This window comes from Sphingomonas sp. (assembly GCF_040398505.1).
In the GTDB taxonomy this organism is placed as follows: domain Bacteria; phylum Pseudomonadota; class Alphaproteobacteria; order Sphingomonadales; family Sphingomonadaceae; genus Sphingomonas.
On record NZ_JBBATX010000015.1, the window covers coordinates 16,901 to 38,440 of the forward strand.

The following is a 21,540-nucleotide window of genomic DNA, read 5'->3' on the forward strand; positions in this document are numbered from 1 at the left end:
GGTTGGTCTACCCCTTTTTGAACGGCGTCATCGCGCCGAGAAATTCCTGATCGGATTCGACCGACGCCCGCTCGCGCGCGAGGAAATCGCCGATCGCGCGCCGGAACCCCGCATCGGGAATGTAATGCGCCGACCAGGTCGGCACCGGCACATAACCGCGCGCGAGTTTGTGTTCGCCCTGTGCGCCGGCCTCGACCGTCTTGAGCCCGCGCGCGATCGCCGCGTCGATCGCCTGATAATAGCAAAGCTCGAAATGGAGGAAGGGGACTTCCTCGGTGCAGCCCCAATAGCGGCCGTACAGCGTATCCTCCCCGATCAGGTTGAGCGCCCCCGCGATGGGCCGCCCGTCGCGTTCGGCGAGGATCAGCAGGACCCGCTCGGGCATCGTCTGGCCCAGCAGCGAGAAGAATTCGCGGGTCAGATACGGCTGGCCCCATTTGCGCGCGCCGGTGTCCTGATAGAACACCCAGAACGCATCCCACTCAGCCTCGGTAATGTCCGCGCCGGCAATGTGGCGGATCGTCAGCCCCTCGACCGCGCCGGCGCGTTCCTTGCGGATCGCCTTGCGCTTGCGGCTGGCGAGCGCGCCGAGGAAATCGTCGAAGCTCGCATAGCCCTGATTTTGCCAGTGAAATTGCGTGCCCTCGCGGATCAGCCAGCCCGCGGCTTCGAACGCGGGCAATTGCTCGGGGCAGACGAAGGTCGCATGCGCCGAGGACAGGCCGTGCTGATCGGTCACCGCCTCGATCGCCGCGATCAAAGCAGGGGCTTGCGCCGGATCCCGCAGCAGCAAGCGCGGCCCGGGTGCCGGGGTGAAGGGCACGGCGATTTGCAGCTTGGGATAATATTGGCCGCCCGCCCGCTCCCACGCATCGGCCCAGGCATGGTCGAAGACATATTCGCCCTGACTGTGGCTCTTCGCATAGGCCGGCGCGATTCCGGCGGGCTTGCCGTCGGGACCGTCAACGATGATCGGGATCGGTTGCCAGCCGGTGCGCGGCCGCGCGCTACCCGATTGTTCGAGGATCGACAGGAAGGCGTGGGCAACGAACGGGTTGGCGCTGCCGGCGCAGGCATCCCAGTCCGCCGCCGGGATTGCGGAGACGCCGTCGGCGATGCGGGCGGTGACGGCGTCTTTCACAGCGCTAAGCTAGGGTGTCGGCGGTGCTTTCTCAACTGCTGCGTCGTCATACGACCAGCATAAAGCCAGCAACAGGAAGGGGGTGACGAATTCGCGGTGCCGCTCGCCAAATTCGAACCACACGCCGAACAGCAATAAGTGCAGGCCGCACGCTGCGATCAGCAGGACGAGCGTCGCGGGAACGCGCCCCAGCCGTGCTGCCGCACCCCCAAGCAGCGCCAGATGCGACAGTTGCGCGATCGGCCACAGCCCGGCGGCAAGCAGGTGCGGGAAGGGCGGGCCCATCGCGACCAGCCGCGTGACGCCGAATTCGGCGACGCCGCACGCGCGCACGAACTTGGTGGCGGTTAGCCGGACAAAGCCTGCCGGATGCGTGCGGATCCACTCCAGCGCTATCGCCTGAATTCGCGGGCCACAGGCCATTTCGGGAATGCCCTTCAGCGCGATCGGCGGCGGCTCCCAATTGCCGGTGGCATCGGGATTATTGCCGATCCACAGGCTCGCGCCGCTCGCGGTGGTCAGCGGTACAAAGGCATGGAACAGCATCCCATTACGGATCCACCACGGCAACAGCACGATCCCGGCGACGACCGCGCCGCGCAGCCCCGTCGCCAGCACCGGCCACAGCCCGATCCGGCCGACCAGCACTATCCCGAACAAAGCGGCGAGCGGCGCCGCACCCGGTTGCGTCAGCGCAAGCAGGCCGGCCGGTACCCCCAGCGCCACCGCGCCGCGCCAGCCGGGGTGGTGCTGCACCCATGTCAGCGCGAGCGTCAGGACCAGCAGCGCGCACAGCGATTCCTTCTGCGCGAGCGGTGCGGAAAACAGCACCGAGGGCCAGAGGAGATACAGCCACGCGGCCCGTCGCCCGGCCACCGCACTGCCGAGCCGCGTCCCCAACAGCACGATCAGCCATGCCGTTGCCGTGTCGGTCAGCGTGCCAAGGGCAAGGACCGAGGGTGTCGAAAAGCCGAACAGCGCCCCCCACCCGGCGAGCAAAACCGGATAGAGCGGCGGGAACAGGGCGCGCCACGCGCTGCCGAAGAAGGGATCGTAGATCACGAGGCCGTGCCCGGCGAGGAGCCCCTTGGCGAGGTTTAGATAGGCGTTGGGGTCACCGGTCGAAGTGCGCCACACTGCCAGCAAGGCGAAGGCGACGCGGACTGTCATCAGCGCCAGCGCCAGCAGCGCGAAGTTCCGGCGGCGTGGCATTTCGCGCAGGAGCGCGAAGCCGAATGCGGCGAGCGCAATCCAAGCGAGGACCGCGGCGATGCTGCCGAGCGACACGCCCCACCGCGCCTGCAGATCGGGCAAGGCGGTCAGCCCGTAGAGTAGCAGCCCGCCCAGCACTGCCTGGACGCTCCACGCGGCATAAAGCTGCGCGCGGGTCACTGGCCGAAGGACGTGGCGCGGTACAGCAAGGTGATTGCGACGCGGCGGTTGCGCGGGTCGGCGGCGTCTTCCTTGATCATCGGCTCGCGGTCGGCGACGCCTTCGATCCGGTTGAACCGCATCTCGTCAATCCCGCCCGCCGCCAGCCGCCGCCGGGTCGCCTCGGCGCGGGCGCTCGACAACATCCAATTGTTCATTGCCAGCGGATCGCCATAGCCCAGGCTGTCGGTATGGCCGCGGATCATGATCGGGTTGGTGGTCGCCTTGATCGATTGCGCGATCAGCCCGATCAGCGACGACGCGCGTCCCTCGAGCTGAGTCGTGCCGAGATCGAACATCGAATAATCAGCATCGTCGAGCAGATCGATCCGCAGGCCGTCATTGGTCCTGATGAAGCGGATATGGTTCGACAGCTTGGCGAGCTTGGGGTTCGACGCCATCGCCATCGTCACCTGACGCTTCATCGCCTCGAAATTCTTGCGGTCCTCGGCGGACAAGGCGGCCTTGTCCTTCAGCGTGCCTTTCTGCCCGGTGCCGACCTGATCGCCGCCGATCGCCTCGACCGGCACCGTCATCGACCGCGTTCCGCTTTGCGAGGCGCGGTGCGCGTAATTGTCCTTCGCCGTGATCGAATCGCCGCCGAAAATGCCGTTTGACCCTGCGCTGTTTTCCTGGCGCTGGACGAGCGTTGGCGAGAAATAGTCGGCGAGCGCCTTGCGCTGCTTCTCATTGGTCGCGCCGAGCAACCACATTAGCAGGAAAAACGCCATCATCGCGGTCACGAAATCGGCATAAGCGACCTTCCACGCGCCGCCGTGATGCCCGCCATGTCCCTCGATATAGATCTTCTTGTAGATGATCTTGGGCGGCACATTGGTGCCGTGCGGCGCGCGCGCGGCGGCCATTAGCGGGCGTCACCGGAAAGACGTTCACGCGAAGGCGCGAAGCCGCGAACAAGCAAAGAAGCGTGGTTCGCGCAGAGGCGCAGAGGCGCAGAGAACGATTCGCGCGTCAGCGCGCTCACGAATGCCCAGGGCTGGTTATGACGAACCGCTGGCGCGGCGGGGCACACCCCCTCCGCGCCTCCGCGCCTCCGCGCGAACAAAACCTTCTTCGCGCCTCCGCGGCTTGGCGTGACCATTACCGCCCCCGCAGCCCGTCGAACACTTCGGCGAACCCCGGCTGGTTCGAATGCGCGATGCCCGAGCGCGCCGCTTCGATCACCAGCGGTTGCGGGTGGCCGTGGAGCGAAGCGATGATGATCTGCTTGACCACGTGGTAGATCGCGGCATCGGCCTCGATCACCTGCTTCAGCCGGTTGGCGAGCGGCGCGACGATGCCATAAGCCAGCAACACCCCCATGAACGTGCCGACCAGCGCCGATCCGATCATCGCGCCCAGAATCGCGGGCGGCTTGTCGATCGATCCCATCGTCTTGACCACGCCGAGCACCGCCGCGACGATGCCGAGCGCCGGCAGCGCATCGGCCAGCGACGCGATCGTCCCGTGCGGCCCCTCGACTTCGTGATGATGCGTTTTGATCATGTTATCCATCACGTCTTCGACCGCATGGACATCGAGCGTACCCGATGACACGACGACGAGGCGCAGCGTGTCGGCGATCAGATTGATGAGCGTATGGTCCGCCAGCAGGCGCGGATATTCAGCGAAGACGGCCGAGGATTTCGGATCCTCGACATGCGGTTCGAGCGCGATCGGGCCATCGGTCCGCAGCATCTTCATCAGCTTGCTGACGAGGAAGATGACGTCGAGATAGTCTTGCTTCTTGTATTTCGGGCCCTTGAAGACCTTCATGAAGCCGCCGCCGAGCGCTTTCAGCTCCTTCATCGAATTGCCGATGATCAGCGCGCCGACCGCGGCCCCGCCGATGATCAGCATTTCGTGCGGGATCGCCTCCATCACGGGGCCGAGCGCGCCACCGGTGATCGCAAAACCACCGAAGATCATCACCAGCAGGACGACAAGGCCTATAATGGGAAACATGGCGTGCGATTTGCCCCTGCGATGCGCGGGTCCGATGGACCGCAATGCGCTGGGTTTAAACCCGATTTGGTGTTCAATCGGTTAACCAGAGGCGCGTGGGGATGACACGACGCGGGTGAAATGCGAGGGAGCGCGCTTTCAATCGTCAGGGAAAGCAGCACCATGGACAGCATCGGCGTGATTGGCGCAGGCCAAATGGGGGCGGGCATCGCTCAGGTCTCGGCGCAGGCGGGATATCATGTGCTGTTGTCCGACACGTCGCGCGACCGCGCCGAGGCGGGCAAGGCGGGAATCGCCAAACAGCTCGACCGCGCCGTGACCAAGGAAAAGATCACCGCGCAGGCGCGCGACGCGGCGCTCGCCCTGATCGAACCGGTCGCAAGCGTCGCCGACATGGCTCCGGCGTTCCTCGTCATCGAAGCGGCGACCGAGCGCGAGCAGATCAAGCGCGCGATTTTCGGTGAAGTGGGCAAGGTGCTGTCCGACACCGCGATCCTTGCCAGCAACACCTCGTCGATCCCGATCACGCGGCTCGCGCAAGCCGCCCCCGATCCGGCGCGCTTCATGGGCGTGCACTTCTTCAATCCCGTCCCGGTGATGGGGCTGGTCGAGCTGATCCGCGGGCTTGCCACCAGCGATGCGACGGTCGATGCGGTCGAGGCCTATGTCGGCACGCTCGGCAAGCAGGTCGTTCGTGCCAACGATGCGCCGGGCTTCATCGTCAATCGTGTGCTGATGCCGATGCTCAACGAGGCGTGCTTTGCTTTGGGTGAAGGCGTGGCGAGCGTGCGCGACATCGATCTCGGCTGCCAATTGGGATTGAACCACCCAATGGGCCCGCTGACGCTCGCCGATTTCATCGGGCTCGACACGTGTCTCGAAATTACGCGCGTGCTGTTCGAGGGAACGGGTGACCCCAAGTTCCGCCCCGCGCCGGTGCTGGTGAAATATGTCGAGGCCGGATGGTTCGGGCGCAAGACGGGGCGGGGGTTCTACGACTATTCGGGTGCGGAGCCGATGCCGACGCGGTAGTGCGAGCGGCAAATCTGTCATCCCCGCGGCAGCGGGGACCCAGCTCTGACCGTTCGAGATGGATCCCCGCTTTCCCGGGGATGACACTCGTTGGTCTTGTTACGCCGGCCGCCCCATCCGGAACAGCGCATCCGCGCGCACCTCGAAATAATCGCCCGGCCCGCCGCCGCGCAGGATCGGGTGGGCGGCGGCGGTGCGATAACTGCCGTCGGTGATCAGATCGGGCGCGATATGGATGCCGATCACTTCGCCGAGGATCAGCCAGGTGTCGAGCTCGGCCCCTGCCACATCGGTCAGCCGCAGCGTCTGGGTATGGCGGCATTCGAACGCGACCGGGCTGGTGGCGACGCGCGGCGGCGCGACGAGCCGCGCGGGTGCCGCTTCCAGCCCGGCAAGCGCGAATTCGTCAACATCCGGCGCGACCGTCGCCGAACTCGCGTTCATCGCCTCGGCCAGATCGCGCGTGGCAAGGTTCCACACGAAGTCGCCGGTCGCGGCGATATTGGCGGCGCTGTCCTTCCAGCCGATCGACGCGAACCCGATGATCGGCGGGCGATAATTGAACAATTGGAAGAAGCTGTACGGGGCAAGATTGCGCGTGCCGTCGGCTCCGAGCGTGCTGATCCAGCCGATCGGGCGCGGCGCGATGATCGCGTTGAGCGGATCATGCGCGAGGCCGGGCACGCCCTTATGTCCGTTGCGGGGTTCGTAGAAATGGTGCTGTTGCATCCCGGAACGGTTCCTGTCGGTGATTTCGCGGTGTCGCGTCTGCGCTATTGGCCTACACCTGATGACAAGCGTAACCGTAACCCTCGCCGGCACGAATAGGGACCTGCATGACCGAAGCAAGCCTCTCCGCATCGCCCGATTCCGCCATTTCGGGGGGGGTGCCTTCAGCCGCGCCCGCGCCCGGCACGCCGATTTATCGCCACCGGCTGACCACGCGGATCTGGCACTGGGTCAATGTCGTGACGATCTTCATCATGATCGGCAGCGGACTGACGATTCTCAACGCGCATCCGCATCTCTATTGGGGCGATTTCGGCGCGAATCCGGATCATCCGTGGTTCAACCCGCCGCATGCGCCGTCCTATCTGACGATCCCGGCGGGGTATAATCTCGCGCTCGCACGCCGCTGGCATTTGACCTTCGCCTTTGTGTTCGCCTTCGGGTTGCTGTTCTTCATGATCTCGAGCGTGCTCAACGCGCATTTTCAGAAGGATTTGCGGATCCGGCGGAAGGAACTGGCCCCGGCGCATCTCTGGTTCGATGCCAAGGAACATGCCGCCCTTCGCTTCCACGATCCGAAAAACCCCAATGCGCGCAATATCTTCCAGAAGCTGGCCTATGTTGCGGCGATCTTCGTGCTGATCCCGGCGATGATTGTATCGGGGCTCGCTTTGTCGCCGACGATGGCGGCGGCGTGGCCATGGGTGCTTGAGATCGTCGGCGGGCGCGCCTCGGCGCGATCGGTGCATTTCCTCGCGGCATCGGGGCTGGTGATCTTCATTATCGTCCATCTCGTGCTGGTCATTCTCGCGGGCGCCTTTGGCGAGGTGAAATCGATGATCACCGGCTGGTGGACGGTCCCCGATGATCATGGGGCAGCGACGCAGGAGCATGGCGCATGAGCGGCATCATCACACGGCGCGCCTTGCTGACGACGGGTGCGCTCGGCGCGGGCGCGTTGCTCAGCGGCTGCGACAAATTCGTGGCCAATCCGCTGGGCCGCAAGCTCGTTTTTTCGGGCGAAACGCTCAATTATCAGCTGGCCCGTGCGCTGACCAACCGCGATTCGCTCGCCAAGGAATATCGCCCCGATCAGATGTCGCCGATCTTCCGCGTCAACGGCACCGCCAACCCCAATACGCCGACCTACAACGCGATGGTCGCGGAAAACTTCGCGAACTGGCGGTTGAAGGTCGGCGGCCTCGTCAACCGCCCGCTCGACATTTCGCACGCAGATTTGCTGGCGATGCCCGCGCGCACGCAAATCACGCGGCACGATTGCGTCGAGGGGTGGAGCGCGATCGGTAAGTGGCACGGGCCGATGCTGGGCACGATCCTGAAGGCGGCGGACGTGCGCAGCACCGCGCGCTACATCGTGTTCACCTGCGCCGATCTCTATTCGGGGCATAATTATTACGAATCGATCGATTTGATCGATGCGTTCCACCCGCAGACGATCCTCGCATGGGCGATGAACGATCGGCTGCTGAGCGTTGCGCATGGCGCACCGATCCGGCTGCGCCTCGAGCGGCAGCTTGGCTATAAGAACGCCAAATATGTCATGGCAGTCGATGCGGTCGATTCGCTCAGCAAGATCGGCAAGGGCAAGGGTGGCTATTGGGAAGATGCGATCGATTACGACTGGTATGCCGGGATCTGATTTCAGTCCCGCATCGGTGCCCGAATCGATCGACCCCATTGCCGCACTGCCCCCGCGACTTTAGGGGCAGACTATGGCCCTGATTGATCTTTTTCTCGCGCGGCGTGTCACCAAGGGCACGCTGACTGTTCATCATGCCGACGGCAAGACCTTGAACTTCGGCACGTCTGCGGCCGGGTTCCCCGACGTGACGATCCGCTTCACCGATTCAGGGGCCGCAGCGGCAATCGTGCGCGATCCCGGATTGGGCGCGGGCGAGGCGTATATGAACGGGCGGCTGGTGGTTGAGCAAGGCGATGTGCGCGATCTCGTCCGACTGCTGACGATGAACGATCCGTGGGAAGCCGGCGCCAACGGCCTCGCCGCCTCTCCCTCACGCCGCGCGGTGCAATCGGTCACCCACCGTATCGGGCGGATCAACATGGCGCGCCGCTCGAAACGCAACGTCGCGCACCATTACGATCTGTCGGACCGGCTCTACGATTTGTTCCTCGATGCCGACCGGCAATATAGCTGCGCCTATTATACCGATCCCGCCAACACGCTTGAACGCGCGCAGGACGACAAGAAAGCGCATATCGCCGCCAAACTGGCGCTGAAGCCGGGCATGACCGTGCTCGACATCGGGTGCGGCTGGGGCGGGATGGCTTTGTACATCCACCAGCAAACCGGCGCCGACGTGCTCGGCGTCACGCTGTCCGAGGAGCAATTGAAGGTCGCGCGCGAACGCGCGGTGGCGGCGGGCGTCGCCGACAAGGTCAAGTTCGAGCTGATCGATTATCGCCACGTGACGGGCACCTTCGACCGGATCGTCTCGGTCGGCATGTTCGAACATGTCGGGCCAGCGCATTACACGACCTTCTTCCGGCAATGCCGCGATTTGCTCAGCGACGACGGCGTGATGCTGCTCCACACGATCGGGCGCGCGGGCGGGCCGGGGGTGACCGACAAATGGACGACGCAGTATATCTTCCCCGGCGGTTATAATCCCGCGCTGTCGGAGATCATCGCGGCGAATGAAAGCCTGCGCTTCATGGTCACCGATGTCGAAGTGCTGCGGCTGCATTACGGCTATACGCTCGATGCGTGGTATGACCGCGTACTCGCCGCGCGCGAGCAGATCATCGCGCTCTATGACGAGCGCTTCTACCGCATGTGGCAATTCTATCTGGCGGGCGCGGGTGCGGCGTTCCATTTCGGCGGGATGGTCAATTATCAGGTCCAGTTCGCCAAGAACCGCCACACCTTGCCGATCACGCGCGATTACATGCTGGAGGGCGAACGCGCGATGCGCGGTTAGACCGCGCTGGCGATGCGATTGTTCCACGCGGTCTGCACGATGTTGGCCAGCACCGCAGAATTCACGTCGGCCAAGCGCTTCACATACAGACACCCCTTGCCGGTGCGATGCTTGCCGAGGCCCGGCAGCAGCGCCGCGATATTGGGCGTGCTCGCGCCGACATAGAGCGCAAATTCGGTCTTGCGCGGGGAAAAGCCGATCGCGACCGTGTCGCCCTCGCGGCCGCTGTCATAACGATAGTGCACGCTGCCGAAGCCGATGATCGACGGGCCCCACATTTTCGGATCAAGCCCCGACACCTGTCGCATCAGATCGATCAGCGCGCGGGTATCGGCGGCGCGCTCGGCCGGTTCCACGCGGGCCAGAAAGTCGTCGACGCTCGCATCGCTCTCGACAGTCTTGTTGCTTGCCGCCATCTGCACTCCCCCGAGTCGCTTGCATCAGAGGGTGCCCCGCCCCTAAAGCGCGCCGCCATCGTCTTTCAGGAGTATGCCATGACCGACCAGATCAATCGAGTGGTGCTCGCTTATTCGGGCGGGCTCGATACGTCCGTCATCCTGAAATGGCTGCAGCAGACCTATCAGTGCGAAGTTGTGACCTTCACCGCCGATCTCGGCCAGGGCGAAGAGCTCGAACCCGCGCGGCGCAAGGCCGAAGCGGCCGGGGTCAAGCCCGAGCATATCTTCATCGACGATCTGCGCGAGGAATTCGTCAAGGACTACGTCTTCCCGATGATGCGCGCCAATGCGCTGTATGAGGGCCTGTATCTGCTCGGCACGTCGATCGCGCGGCCGCTGATCGCCAAGCGCCAGATCGAGATCGCGCGGATGCTCAATGCCGACGCGGTCAGCCACGGCGCGACCGGCAAGGGCAATGACCAGGTCCGTTTCGAACTCGGCTATTACGCGCTCGCGCCCGACATCAAGGTGATCGCGCCGTGGCGCGAGTGGGATTTGACCAGCCGCACCAAGCTGATCGAATTCGCCGAACAGCATCAGATTCCGGTGAGCAAGGACAAGCGCGGCGAAGCGCCCTTCTCGACCGACGCCAACATGCTCCACACCTCGAGCGAGGGCAAAGTGCTCGAGGATCCATGGGATGAGGTCCCCGATTACGTCTATTCGCGCACGGTCAATCCCGAGGATGCGCCGAACGAGCCCGAAGTGATCACGGTGGATTTCGCGGGTGGCGACGGCGTCGCGATCAACGGCGTCGGCATGTCGCCCGCGACCCTGCTCGAAACGCTCAACGACATGGGTCGGCGTCACGGCATCGGTCGGCTCGATCTGGTCGAGAATCGCTTCGTTGGCATGAAATCGCGCGGCATGTACGAAACGCCGGGCGGCACGATCTATCACCTCGCGCATCGCGGGATCGAGCAATTGACGCTCGACCGGGGCGCCGCGCATCTCAAGGACGAACTTGCGCCGCGTTATGCCGAGCTGATCTACAACGGCTTTTGGTTCTCGCCGGAGCGCGAGATGCTGCAGGCGGCGATCGACCATAGCCAGGCCAAGGTCACGGGCACGGTGCGGCTCAAGCTGTACAAGGGCTCGGTCACCGTCACCGGGCGCAAATCGCCGTACTCGCTCTATTCGGAGAAGGTCGTGACCTTCGAGGACGATCAGGGCGCGTACGACCAGCGCGATGCCGCCGGGTTCATTAAGCTGCAAGCGCTGCGCTTGCGGCTGCTCGGGCGGCGCGATCGGTAATCCTTCCTTCTCGACTCCCCTCGCTGGAAGGTAGGGGAGTCAAGAAGAGGGAGTTTTAACCCTCTTTCGCTACCGTGCGCCGCATGGACCTGCCCGATCTCCGCCGCACCCGGCTGGGCGATGCGCTTTGTGCGCTCGCGCTGGCGCTCGTGTTGGCGGTGGTTTGGGCGTGGCGCGACTGGGCGGCGCTGTCGGCGCTCCGGCTACCCGATACCGACGATGTGATGCGGCTCCAGCAAATCCGTGACTGGATCGGCGGGCAGGGTTTTGCCGATCTGACGCAGCACCGCTTGGGCGCTGCCCCCGGCCTGGCGATGCACTGGTCGCGGCTGCCCGATCTGGTGCCGGGTGCGATGATCCGCGCGCTTGCCCCGCTGATCGGCACCCATTCGGCCGAGCTGGCGGCGGTGATCGCGTGGCCGACGCTGCTGTTTGCCGCTGCGCTCACCTTGATCGCACGGATCGCGCGCGTGCTCGGCGGCGCGGCGATTGCGCGCACCGCAATCGTGGTGGCGGCGGTCGCGTTTCCGGCAACGACGATTTTCCTGCCAGGCCGGATCGATCATCACGGGCTTCAGATCGTGCTGCTGCTGATCGTGGTACGCTCGCTCGTCTCGCGCCCGGCGATGGAGCCGGGGCTGGCGGCGGGGCTGGCGGCGGCGGCGAGCCTTGTCATCGGCATGGAAACCGTGCCGCTGATCGTTGCAAGCGGCGCGGCGATGGCGTTCGAATGGTTGCGCGCGCGGCCCGGCGCCGATGACCGGATGATGGGGTTCGGGATCGGGATCGGGGCTGGCCTGCTCGCGGCGTCGATCGTGTTCCGCACCAACAGCTGGGGCTATGCCGGGTGCGATGGCTTCACGATGATCGCGTGGCGTGCCGGCGTGATCGCGGCGTTCGCGCCGATGGGCATGGCGCTCGCCGCGCGTGACATCGCGCGGCCGCTGACGCGCGCCGTGCTCGGCGCGATCATCGCCGGGGTGATCGGCGTCGGTATCGTGCTGGTCGCGCCCCAGTGTCTCTCGCCCTATGGCATGGTTGATCCGCTGCTGGTGCGGCTGTGGCTGGGCAAGGTGGGCGAAGCGCAGCCGCTGTTCTCGGCACCACTCGCGAGCGCGATCGGCTATGCGGGGGTGATGGTGGCGGGCGTCCTGGCAAGTATCTGGCGGCTCCATGCGACGCGCGACGGGCGCTGGGGGGCGTTGCTGATCGTTCAGCTCGCGGCGCTGGCGTTGACCTGCGCGCAGCTGCGTGGAGCCTATGCCGGGGCGATCCTCGCGGCCCCCGGCCTTGCCGCAGTGATCGCGGCGGCGCGTGCGCGCGGGTCGGTCTGGCTGGCGAGCGCATGGGTCGCCTCGGCCGGCATGCTATACCCGATCGCGGCGCATGCCGTCGTGGCGGATACGCCGCGGCCGATGGCGCTCGGGCAGGTGCAGGGCAGTTGCACCGATCGGGAGGCGCTGGCCGATCTCGCCACGCTGCCGCCGGGTCGCTTGCTCGCGCCGCTCGATCTCGGCGCCTTTGCGGTCGGTGCGACCCGCCTGGAGGTCGTCGGTGCGCCCTATCATCGCAACAATGCCGGCAACCTCGCGGTCTATCGCTTCTTCCTCGGCGCGCCGGAGCAGGGCGGCGCGATCGCCCGACACTGGCGCGTGCGCTATGTCGCGCTGTGCGCCGATGCCTTCGTCGCCGCGCCCGCCGCCTCGCTCGCGCACGCGCTGCGGCGCGGGCCCGTGCCGCGCTGGTTGACGCCGCTCGGGCCGCGCAATCGGGCGCTCGTCGTATTCGCCGTCGAACCCGACTTGTTTCCGGAACCCGCCGCGCGGTAAGAGCCGCGCATGAACGGGGTGGACATTGAGGGGTCGGATCGTGCTGGCGGCGGCGCGGCGCTGCATTGGTGGCAGACGCGCACGTTCGTCGCGATCATGGCGCTCGTTGCGATCGTGCCGCTGCTGCGTCCCGATATCCCGCCGCTGGTCGATTTGCCGGGACATATGGGGCGCTACCGCGTCCAGCTCTCGCACGATCAATATCCCTGGCTGCTCGACTGGTACAATTTCAACTGGCAGCTGATCGGCAATCTCGGAATCGACCTGCTCGTCATTCCGCTGGCCAAGCTGTTCGGGCTCGAACTGGCGGTTAAGCTGATCGTCATGGCGATCCCGGCGTTGATGGTCACGGGGCTGCTGTGGATTGCGCGCGAAGTGCATGGCCGGATTCCGCCGACCGCCTTGTTCGCGCTGCCGCTGGCTTACTCCTATCCGTTCCAGTTCGGCTTTGTGAATTTCGCGCTGGCGATGGCGATCGCGCTCAATGCCTTCGCATTGTGGCTGCGCCTTGCGCGGTTGCGGCGGTTTCGGCTGCGCGCGGCGATCTTCGTACCGGTGTCGTGCGCCTTGTGGGTATGTCACACCTTTGGCTGGGGCGTGCTTGGGGTCCTTGCTTTCTCGGGCGAAATGATCCGTCAGCATGACGCGCGCACCGATTACGGGCCGGTCAGCTGGGCCAAGGCGTGGGTCCGCGCCGGGCTCGGCTGCATCCCGCTCGCTTTGCCGATCTTGCTGATGATCGCGTGGCGCAGCGGCGAGCATGTCACCGGGCAGACCGCCGACTGGTTCAACTGGCGCGCCAAGATCGGTTATGCGACGATGGCCCTGCGCGATCGCTGGATGGCGTTCGACATGGCTTCGGTCGCGGCGCTGCTGGTGATCCTGTTCCGCGGTTTTCGCGATCCCAATGTCGAATATTCGCGCAATCTCGCGCTATCGGCGCTCTTTCTGCTCTCCGTCTATCTGCTGTTGCCGCGCATCGTGTTCGGATCGGCCTATGCCGATATGCGCTTGGTACCCTTCGTGTTCGGGATCGCGGTGATCGCGGTGCGCGCCAAGCCGGGCCTCTCGATCCGGGGCAGCGCGACGCTGGCGGCGATCGGCCTGGCCTTTTTCCTGGTGCGGATCGGTGCGGGCACAGTGAGTTACTGGATGTTCGCGAACGATTATGACCGCGAATTGAAAGCGCTCAATCATGTTCCGGTCGGGGCGAAGCTTGTCACCTTCATCGGCACGCAATGCGGCGCGCCATGGACGATGAGCCGCCTCGAGCATCTCCCGGCGATCGCGCTGGAACGCAAGATGGCCTATTCGAACGATCAATGGTCGATGGCCGGCGCGCAATTGCTGACCGCGCGCTATCTGCCAGCGCGCCGCTTCGCGCACGATCCGTCGCAAATCGTAACGAGCGCGCAATGTCCGCGCGAATGGTGGCGCCCGATCAACAAGGCGATGGCCCGCTTCCCGCGCGATGCGTTTGATTATGTCTGGCTGGTCCGCCCGCCAGCCTATGACCCGAAATTCAACGAGGGGCTGGTCGAGATCTGGCGCGACGGGACAAGCGCGCTGTTCCGGGTCGACCACAGCAAGCGGGGAATTCAGATCAGCGATGAAGAACTGAAAACCGCGCGCCCGCGCCCGACACCATTCTGATCGTCGGTCGGCTTTCTTGCTCGAAAGGACCCTAAACCCGCTCGCCCTGAGCCTGTCGAAGAGCAGCTCGCCACATTTCGCGGCGCTCGCGCGGACGGGGCCCTTCGACAGGCTCAGGGCGAACGGGGGACGTTTTAGCTAGCCGTTTCGAGCAAATCCGCCACATCGAGCCCAAGCAAATCGATATGCGCGGAAATGCGTGGCCAGCTCGTCTTGATGAAATGCTCGCGTTCGGCCGCGCGCAGCTGTTCTGCGGCACCCGCCAGCACGAACATGCCGACGCCACGCCGAACTTCGACATAACCGTCATCCTGAAAGCTCTGATAGGCCTTGGCCACGGTCAGCGGGTTGGCACCATGTTCGGCGGCAAGCGCGCGGACCGAGGGAAGCTGGTCGCCGGCGCGAAACTCGCCGCGCAAAATCGCGGCGGAAATCGTTGCGCGCAGCTTGATATAGACCGGGCTGTCTTCGCTGTTCAAGGCTGTCATGCTGCCCTAATACAGCAATGGCCGATTCTGTCCAGTCTTTTACGGCTCATACCTTGTAATGATCGTACGCATATCGGGGCGCGGACGTTCCTCTAATTGCTTTACGGGTGTGCCGAGGAAGAAGAACCCGGCGATCCGTTCCGGATCCGCGCCGAACGCATCGCGCACCGCATCGGAATAGCTTGGCCAGCCGGTCAGCCAGCCGCCAGCGAAACCCAGCGCGTGCGTCGCGTGCAGCAAGGTCATGCACGCCGCGCCGACCGACAGTTGCTGCTCCCACAGTGGAATGTGGCTCGCGGTGCGCGGCGCGAAGAGGACGACCACCAAAGCCGGCGCTTGGTGCGCGAACTGGTCGAGCGCGGCGATCTCGGTCGCCGCCGCTTGCGGGCGCTCGACGCGGTACGCATCGGTGATCCGTTTCGAAAGCGCATCGCGCTGCTCGGCTTCCACGATGACGAAGCGCCACGGGGCGATCTTGCCATGATCGGGCACGCGCGCGGCGATCTCGAGGATCGTCGCGAGCTGCGCGGCATCGGGGCCTGGTGCCACCAGATCGCGGGGCTTGCCCGAGCGGCGCGTGGCGAGGAGCGAGAGCGGGGAGGTGAGGTCGTTGAGCATGCGTTGCCCTGTACCGCGGGCGGAGAGATATTTACACACCCGCGATTGCCGCTAGTCTCGCACGCAACCAACGGTGCCGCATTCGACGGCGTCCAAGACACTCAGGGAGCATGCAATGGTGGACACCCCGACCGCGGATACCCCGCGCGAGCCGGATATCACCCACGTCAATCCGGCGGCGGGCGAGACGTGGTTCGGGCATCCGCGGCAATTGGCGCGGCTCTTTTCGACCGAAGCGATGGAGCGGTTCGGCTATTACGGTATGCGCGCGCTGCTGACGCTCTATCTGGCGCAGCATTTCCTGTTCAGCGACACGACCACCACGGGCATCTACGGTGGCTTCACCGCCTTGGTGTATCTGACACCGCTGATCGGCGGATTGATGGCGGATCGGTTCCTGGGATCGAAACGATCGGTAAAATTCGGCGCGATCCTGATGTCGCTCGGCTATCTCACCTTGTGCCTTGGCGGCGGCGAGGCGGCCCGCCCGTTCGCGACCATTGATGGCCAGCGCTACGAGGTGACCGTGCAGGGCACAGGATCGGCGCGGCAGCAATTCGTGCGCGACGGCCGACAGCAATTGCTGATCAAGGGTAATGACGACAAGACGGTCTCGCTGCTCGCGGCCGATGGCAAAGAAGTGCGCAAGATTGCGGCGGGCGGTTTTGAGGCGGGCGGTGAGCGCGCGCCGATGACGGTATTCCTGCTGTTGATCGGACTTGCGCTCGTCACGATCGGCAATGGTTTCTTCAAGCCCAATATCTCGACCATGGTCGGCGCGCTCTATGCACAGGGCGATCGACGGCGCGATGCGGGGTTCACGATTTTCTACATGGGCATCAATCTCGGCTCCTTGTTTTCGCAAATTCTGTGCCCGCTGCTCGCGGTGGGCATGGGCAGCTGGGGCGGGCTCGGCTGGTGGGCGGGATTTGCGCTTGCTGCGGTTGGCATGATGATTTCGTGGCTGCTGATCCAGTTCGACGGGGGCAAGCTGGACGGAATCGGGGATCGTCCCGTCGATGCACCAACCAACCGTGACGTCTTTATCTATGCCGGTGCGATATTGATGATCCCGGTCGTCTGGTTCCTGTTCACGAACCTGATGAACTATGTGCCGCCTGCTGCGGGATCGGGGATCGTCGGCTATTTTCTGGGCTTGCCGGTCATGGGCAAGATTATGTTCGGCACGTTTCTGATCAGCGTGCCCGGCATTCTTGGCTGGTCCTATGTCAAGGGATCGCGCGAGGAATTTCAGATGATGCTGGCGGCGATGGTGCTGATCACGTTCAACACCGTTTTCTGGACGCTGTTCGAACAGGCGGGTTCGTCGCTGACGCTGTTTGCCGATCGCAATACCGATTTGTCGGTGTTCGGCTGGTTTTCGATCTCCGCAGGGCAAACGCAGTTTTTCAACGCGCTGTTCATCGTCCTGCTCGCGCCCGTGTTCAGCATCCTGTGGAACGCGATGGCAAGGCGTGGGGTGGAACCGACGATCCCGATCAAGTTTGGCGTCGCGTTGGTCAGCGTCGGGCTGGGCTTTCTGTTCCTGGTATGGGGATCGCACTTTGCCGGTGCCGACTATAAGGTCGGTCTGTGGTGGCTGGCGGGGCTGTACCTGATCCATTCCATGGCTGAGCTGTGCATTTCGCCCGTTGGCCTTTCGATGATCACGAAGCTGTCGATCGCGCGAATCGTGGGGCTGATGATGGGGGTGTGGTTCCTGTCGATCGCCGTCGCACAATATGTCGCGGGCATCGTCGCGCAGTTCGCCAGTGTGGAAACGGTGGGCGGGCAAGTGACCAACCTCAAGGTCAGCCTGGAAACCTATGTCGGCGTGTTCACGACGATTTCCGAAATCGCGATCGTGCTCGGGATCATTCTGCTAGTCCTGTCCTGGCCGCTCAAGAAGTGGATGCACGGCGTCAAATAAGGGGGACGGTAGATGGATAGCACGACTCAGGTAGCGATCGCCGCCACGGCGTTCGTCGGTACGCATTTCCTCCTGTCTCACCCGCTTCGCGCGCCGCTGGTGAAGGCGCTGGGTGCAGGCGGGTTCATGGGGGTTTATGTGCTGGTCGCGTTCGCGACGCTCGGCTGGCTGGCGCATGTCTATCAGGCCTCGCCCGCCACCGCATTGCTCTGGGCCGTAGGCGAGGGGATCTGGGGTCCGGTGACGCTCATCATGCTGGTCGCGAGCGTACTGCTGGTGGGCTCGCTGATCGGCAATCCCGCCTTGCCCGGGCCGCCGGGGTCGCCGACGCCAGCGGTCGCCAAGGGCGTCTTCGCGATCACGCGGCACCCGATGATGTGGTCGTTCGCGCTCTGGGGGCTGTGCCACATCGCGGTCTATCCGATCGCCGCCAACATCGTCGTGTCGGTCGCGATCCTCGTGCTCGCTTTGGTCGGGGCAGGCCTGCAGGACCGTAAGAAGGAAGCGCTGCAAGGGGATAGCTGGCGCGCATGGGAGGCCAAGACAAGTTATTGGCCGTTCCTCGCCATCGCCCAGGGCCGCGCAAAGTTCGGCGGCTTCCGCCCGCATGACCTTGCCGGCGGCGTGGTGATCTGGCTCGCCGCAACCTGGGCGCATATCCCGCTCGCCGGGGTGGCAGCGGGCGCGTGGCGCTGGATTTACGGCTGAGGCGCGTCGCTGAGCAGCATATCGGCGGCCGACAGTTCGGCCGGTTCGCTTCGCGCGGCGACCGTTACCGTCACCGCCAGATCGAAGATCACATTGCCGAGCGTGCGGAAAATGTCGGGCAGCGTCTCGACCGCGACGAGCAATCCGAGCGGGGCGAGCGGCACGCCAAGCGTCACCGCGATCGGTGAAATCGCGCTGATGAAGCTGACTTGCCCCGGCAGGCTGACCGAACCGAGCGAGGTCAGCACCGCAATCGCGGTCGCCGCGCCGAGCGTCGCGAAGGTCAATGGCACGCCGAACCACGCCGCGACATAGATCGCGACTGCGAGGTTCATCGCCGGCCCCGTCGCGCGCAGCATCGCGACGCACAGAGGCAGCACCACGCCCGATGTCGCCACCGGCACGCCGAGCGCCTCCGAACCCTTGAGCATCGCCGGCAGACTCGCGAGCGAGGATTGCGTGCTGAGCGCAACCGCAAGTGCCGGTGCCGATTCGCGCACGAACCGCCCGATCGCGATGCGCCCGCCCCACAGCGCCAGCGGCAGCGCGAACAGGCTGACCGCCATGCCGACCGACGACACCGTCACGATGTAATGCAGCAAGGCGCCGACCGCCGCCGTCCCGGTCTTCGCCGCCACCGTCAGCGCGAGCGCGAACACGCCGACTGGCGCGATCCAGATGATCCAGCCGATCATCACCAGCATCGTGTCGCGGATCGCGGCGAAGACACCGGTCAGCGTCTCGCGCCCCGCGCGGTCGATCCGGGTGAGCGCGAAGGCGAAGACCAATGCGAACAGGATCAGCGACAGGAACGCGCCATTGGCGGCGGCGGCGACAACGTTGCTCGGCACCATCCCCGCCATGAATTCGCCGAGCGGCGGGACCGGCCCGGCCGGTGCGACATCGGCGAGCGCGCCGCGCAAGGCCGCGGCCGACGCTGCGGGCATCGGCGCAAACCCCAGGAACAGCGGCGTCAGGATCGCGGCGGCGACCGCGCTTGCCACCATGATCGTCAGGATCACCGCGATCGCGCGCGCCGCGACCGCGCCGCTGCGCGCGGCTTCGGCGGTGGCGGCGATGCCGGTGACGAGCAGCGAGAACACCAAGGGGATCACCGTCATTTGTAAGGCATTGAGCCACGCCGTGCCGATCGGTTGTGTCACCCCCACCACGCCCGGCACCGCGCCCGGGTGCGATGCGGCGAGCACGACCCCGAGCAGCAAGCCGAGGACGAGCGAACCGAGAATCCGGGTCGATGGAGAATTCAAGCTGCGCGACATACTCGCCCTTATCGATATGCGGCGCTATCACGCCCCTTAAGCTACCCGGCATAACCGAACGGACGCGCACGAATGGCAAGAAAATATTTCGGCACCGATGGGATTCGTGGCCTCACCAACAAAGCGCCGATGACCGCCGCGATGGCGATGCAGGTCGGGATGGCGGCGGGCGCGCATTTCCGGCGCGGCGACCACAAGCACCGCGTTGTGATCGGCAAGGACACGCGCCTGTCGGGCTATATGCTCGAATCGGCGATGGTCGCAGGCTTCACCTCCGTCGGCATGGACGTGGTATTGCTCGGCCCGATGCCGACGCCTGCGGTCGCGATGCTGACGCAATCGATGCGTGCCGATTTGGGCGTGATGATCTCGGCCAGCCACAACCCGTATTTCGACAATGGGATCAAATTGTTCGGGCCCGACGGGTACAAGCTGTCCGATGCCGATGAAGCCGCGATCGAGGCGTTGATCGAGAGCGACATCGCGCTCAGCCCCGCGCCCGAAATCGGCCGCGCCCGCCGCGTCGACGATGCACAGGGGCGCTATATCCACTTCGCCAAATCGACCTTCCCGGAAGATCTGCGGCTCGACGGAATGCGCATCGTCGTCGATTGCGCGAACGGTGCATCGTACCGTGTCGCGCCGACCGCTTTGTGGGAATTGGGCGCGGATGTGGTTGCGATCGGCGTCACCCCGAACGGCAAGAACATCAATGACGGCGTTGGATCGACCGCGCCGGGGCTGCTGTGCGAGACGGTGGTGGTATCGGGCGCGCAGCTTGGCATCGCGCTCGACGGCGATGCCGATCGCTTGATCGTGGTCGACGAAAAGGGCCAGATCATCGACGGCGATCAGTTGATGGCGACGATCGCGAGCGGCTGGGCGCGCAGCGGGCGGCTGAAAAATGGCGGGCTGGTGGCGACCGTTATGTCCAACCTCGGGCTTGAGCGGCATCTTGCGGCGCAAGGAATCGGCCTGATCCGCACCGCGGTCGGCGATCGCCACGTGCTCGAGGCGATGCGCGCGCAGGGTTACAATGTCGGCGGCGAGCAATCCGGGCACATCATCCTGTCGGATTATGCGACAACCGGCGACGGGCTGGTCGCGGCACTGCAGATCCTGGCCGAGCTGGTCTGGGCCGGTGCCCCGGCAAGCGAATTGCTTCACCGCTTCGAGCCACTGCCGCAGTTGTTGAAGAACGTCCGCTTCGCGGGCGGCAAGCCTTTGGAAGCGGAGGCGGTCAAAGCGGTGATCGCCGAGGCCGAAGCCGAGTTGAAGGGCAAGGGTCGCCTGGTGATCCGCCCCTCGGGCACCGAACCGGTGATTCGCGTGATGGCCGAGGGCGACGATCCGCGCCAAGTCGAGGCAGTGGTGGATCGGATCTGCGCCGCGGTGAAAGTGGCGGCGGGGTAAATTCCCTCTCCCTTTGGGAGAGGGAGGGAGGAGCGAAGCGACGGAAGGGTGAGGGCAGGGCGGTTCCGCGACCGACCCTCACCCCGCGCCGCTTCGCGGCTTGCCCCTCTCCCAAAGGGAGAGGGGAAGAAAGGAAAAATGATGCTAGAAATGCGCCCCGATTGCGAACGCTGCGGTACCGATCTCCCCGCCGATGCGGCGGGCGCGTTCATCTGCTCGTTCGAATGCACCTTTTGCGCCGAATGCGCCGACAAGCTCGACGACCGCTGCCCCAATTGCGGCGGCGAATTGATGGACCGCCCGGCACGCGTGGACGATGCGCTTGCGCGCCATCCGGCGAGCACAGTGCGGCGTTTTAATCCCCCTCCCGCTCGCGGGAGGGGCTAGGGGAGGGCATGTGACGAACCTTCGCGATCGGGACAGGCCCTCCCCCAACCCCTTCCGCGAGCGGGAGGGGCGTTTCACCCCGCGCATCCTCATCATCGCCGGGTCCGATTCGGGCGGCGGTGCGGGCATTCAGGCCGATATCAAGACCGTCACGATGCTCGGCGGCCACGCGATGACCGCGATCACCGCCATCACCGCGCAGAATACGCTCGGCGTGCAAGCGGTGATGCCCGTGCCGACCGAGATGGTGATCGCGCAGATCGA

Annotated in this window: 21 protein-coding genes; 12 read left to right on the top strand and 9 right to left on the bottom strand. The window is 65.0% G+C overall.

Annotated features, from left to right (window positions below; translation table 11 throughout):
* Window positions 1-7 precede the first annotated feature (7 nt).
* From ABWP09_RS03665 to motA, 4 genes are all read right to left on the bottom strand, one after another.
* Complete coding sequence (locus ABWP09_RS03665; RefSeq protein ID WP_353203807.1) at window positions 8-1,141, bottom strand: GNAT family N-acetyltransferase; 1,134 nt, start codon at window positions 1,139-1,141, stop codon at window positions 8-10.
* Between the two features lie 9 nt (window positions 1,142-1,150).
* Window positions 1,151-2,533, bottom strand: coding sequence for a glycosyltransferase family protein (locus ABWP09_RS03670; RefSeq protein ID WP_353203808.1), 1,383 nt, complete (start codon window positions 2,531-2,533; stop codon window positions 1,151-1,153).
* A complete protein-coding gene (locus tag ABWP09_RS03675; protein ID WP_353203809.1) occupies window positions 2,530-3,438 on the bottom strand; it encodes a flagellar motor protein MotB in 909 nt (302 codons plus the stop codon). Before ABWP09_RS03675 ends, ABWP09_RS03670 begins: the two co-directional genes overlap by 4 nt.
* A gap of 235 nt (window positions 3,439-3,673) precedes the next feature.
* Window positions 3,674-4,537 (bottom strand): flagellar motor stator protein MotA, encoded by an 864-nt coding sequence (motA, locus tag ABWP09_RS03680; RefSeq protein WP_353203810.1) that lies wholly within the window; start codon window positions 4,535-4,537, stop codon window positions 3,674-3,676.
* A 162-nt stretch (window positions 4,538-4,699) separates the two neighbouring features.
* Between motA and ABWP09_RS03685 the strand changes: the two genes are divergently transcribed.
* Window positions 4,700-5,569, top strand: coding sequence for a 3-hydroxybutyryl-CoA dehydrogenase (locus ABWP09_RS03685; protein WP_353203811.1), 870 nt, complete (start codon window positions 4,700-4,702; stop codon window positions 5,567-5,569).
* 99 nt (window positions 5,570-5,668) lie between these two features.
* Here ABWP09_RS03685 and ABWP09_RS03690 read toward each other — a convergent pair whose 3' ends face one another.
* Entirely contained in the window at window positions 5,669-6,298 is a 630-nt protein-coding gene (locus tag ABWP09_RS03690) for a flavin reductase family protein (protein WP_353203812.1), read from the bottom strand.
* A 107-nt stretch (window positions 6,299-6,405) separates the two neighbouring features.
* Here ABWP09_RS03690 and ABWP09_RS03695 point away from each other — a divergent pair, with 107 nt between their 5' ends.
* From ABWP09_RS03695 to ABWP09_RS03705, 3 genes are all read left to right on the top strand, one after another.
* The gene (locus ABWP09_RS03695) at window positions 6,406-7,200 is read left to right on the top strand and encodes a cytochrome b/b6 domain-containing protein (RefSeq protein WP_353203813.1); all 795 of its coding nucleotides are present in this window, start codon (window positions 6,406-6,408) and stop codon (window positions 7,198-7,200) included.
* Window positions 7,197-7,958 (top strand): molybdopterin-dependent oxidoreductase, encoded by a 762-nt coding sequence (locus ABWP09_RS03700; RefSeq protein ID WP_353203814.1) that lies wholly within the window; start codon window positions 7,197-7,199, stop codon window positions 7,956-7,958. Before ABWP09_RS03695 ends, ABWP09_RS03700 begins: the two co-directional genes overlap by 4 nt.
* A gap of 73 nt (window positions 7,959-8,031) precedes the next feature.
* Window positions 8,032-9,258, top strand: coding sequence for a class I SAM-dependent methyltransferase (locus tag ABWP09_RS03705; RefSeq protein WP_353203815.1), 1,227 nt, complete (start codon window positions 8,032-8,034; stop codon window positions 9,256-9,258).
* Here the strand turns inward: ABWP09_RS03705 and ABWP09_RS03710 are convergent.
* On the bottom strand, window positions 9,255-9,674 hold the full coding sequence (locus ABWP09_RS03710) for a DUF1801 domain-containing protein (protein ID WP_353203816.1): 420 nt from the start codon (window positions 9,672-9,674) through the stop codon (window positions 9,255-9,257). The genes ABWP09_RS03705 and ABWP09_RS03710 overlap by 4 nt on opposite strands.
* A 78-nt stretch (window positions 9,675-9,752) precedes the next feature.
* On the opposite strand from ABWP09_RS03710, the gene ABWP09_RS03715 reads away from it, so the two are divergent.
* The 3 genes from ABWP09_RS03715 to ABWP09_RS03725 all read left to right on the top strand — a co-directional run bounded on the left by ABWP09_RS03715 (window position 9,753) and on the right by ABWP09_RS03725 (window position 14,452).
* Window positions 9,753-10,970, top strand: coding sequence for an argininosuccinate synthase (locus ABWP09_RS03715; protein WP_353203817.1), 1,218 nt, complete (start codon window positions 9,753-9,755; stop codon window positions 10,968-10,970).
* Window positions 10,971-11,053: 83 nt separating this feature from the next.
* Window positions 11,054-12,799 carry a hypothetical protein gene (locus ABWP09_RS03720; RefSeq protein ID WP_353203818.1) on the top strand — a complete coding sequence of 582 codons (1,746 nt, stop codon included), beginning with the start codon at window positions 11,054-11,056 and terminating at the stop codon, window positions 12,797-12,799.
* Window positions 12,800-12,808: 9 nt separating this feature from the next.
* On the top strand, window positions 12,809-14,452 hold the full coding sequence (locus ABWP09_RS03725) for a hypothetical protein (RefSeq protein ID WP_502959751.1): 1,644 nt from the start codon (window positions 12,809-12,811) through the stop codon (window positions 14,450-14,452).
* A gap of 134 nt (window positions 14,453-14,586) precedes the next feature.
* Here the strand turns inward: ABWP09_RS03725 and ABWP09_RS03730 are convergent, their stop codons facing one another.
* Window positions 14,587-14,940 (bottom strand): GntR family transcriptional regulator, encoded by a 354-nt coding sequence (locus ABWP09_RS03730; protein ID WP_353203819.1) that lies wholly within the window; start codon window positions 14,938-14,940, stop codon window positions 14,587-14,589.
* Between the two features lie 39 nt (window positions 14,941-14,979).
* Window positions 14,980-15,558: a nitroreductase family protein gene (locus ABWP09_RS03735; RefSeq protein WP_353203820.1), complete on the bottom strand. Its 579-nt coding sequence runs from the start codon at window positions 15,556-15,558 to the stop codon at window positions 14,980-14,982.
* Between the two features lie 115 nt (window positions 15,559-15,673).
* On the opposite strand from ABWP09_RS03735, the gene ABWP09_RS03740 reads away from it, so the two are divergent.
* Window positions 15,674-17,488 carry a peptide MFS transporter gene (locus ABWP09_RS03740; RefSeq protein WP_353203821.1) on the top strand — a complete coding sequence of 605 codons (1,815 nt, stop codon included), beginning with the start codon at window positions 15,674-15,676 and terminating at the stop codon, window positions 17,486-17,488.
* Between the two features lie 12 nt (window positions 17,489-17,500).
* A complete protein-coding gene (locus ABWP09_RS03745; protein ID WP_353203822.1) occupies window positions 17,501-18,196 on the top strand; it encodes an NnrU family protein in 696 nt (231 codons plus the stop codon).
* Here the strand turns inward: ABWP09_RS03745 and ABWP09_RS03750 are convergent.
* Complete coding sequence (locus ABWP09_RS03750) at window positions 18,187-19,476, bottom strand: dicarboxylate/amino acid:cation symporter (RefSeq protein WP_353203823.1); 1,290 nt, start codon at window positions 19,474-19,476, stop codon at window positions 18,187-18,189. The two genes, ABWP09_RS03745 and ABWP09_RS03750, sit on opposite strands and share 10 nt — an antisense overlap.
* A 72-nt stretch (window positions 19,477-19,548) precedes the next feature.
* Here ABWP09_RS03750 and glmM point away from each other — a divergent pair, with 72 nt between their 5' ends.
* The 3 genes from glmM to ABWP09_RS03765 form a co-directional block, all read left to right on the top strand.
* A complete protein-coding gene (gene glmM / locus ABWP09_RS03755) occupies window positions 19,549-20,889 on the top strand; it encodes a phosphoglucosamine mutase (RefSeq protein ID WP_353203824.1) in 1,341 nt (446 codons plus the stop codon).
* A gap of 141 nt (window positions 20,890-21,030) precedes the next feature.
* Window positions 21,031-21,276 (top strand): DUF1272 domain-containing protein, encoded by a 246-nt coding sequence (locus ABWP09_RS03760; RefSeq protein WP_353203827.1) that lies wholly within the window; start codon window positions 21,031-21,033, stop codon window positions 21,274-21,276.
* Window positions 21,277-21,361: 85 nt separating this feature from the next.
* Window positions 21,362-21,540, top strand: a 179-nt coding sequence (locus tag ABWP09_RS03765; protein ID WP_353203828.1) for a bifunctional hydroxymethylpyrimidine kinase/phosphomethylpyrimidine kinase, incomplete at its 3' end; no start/stop codon positions are given.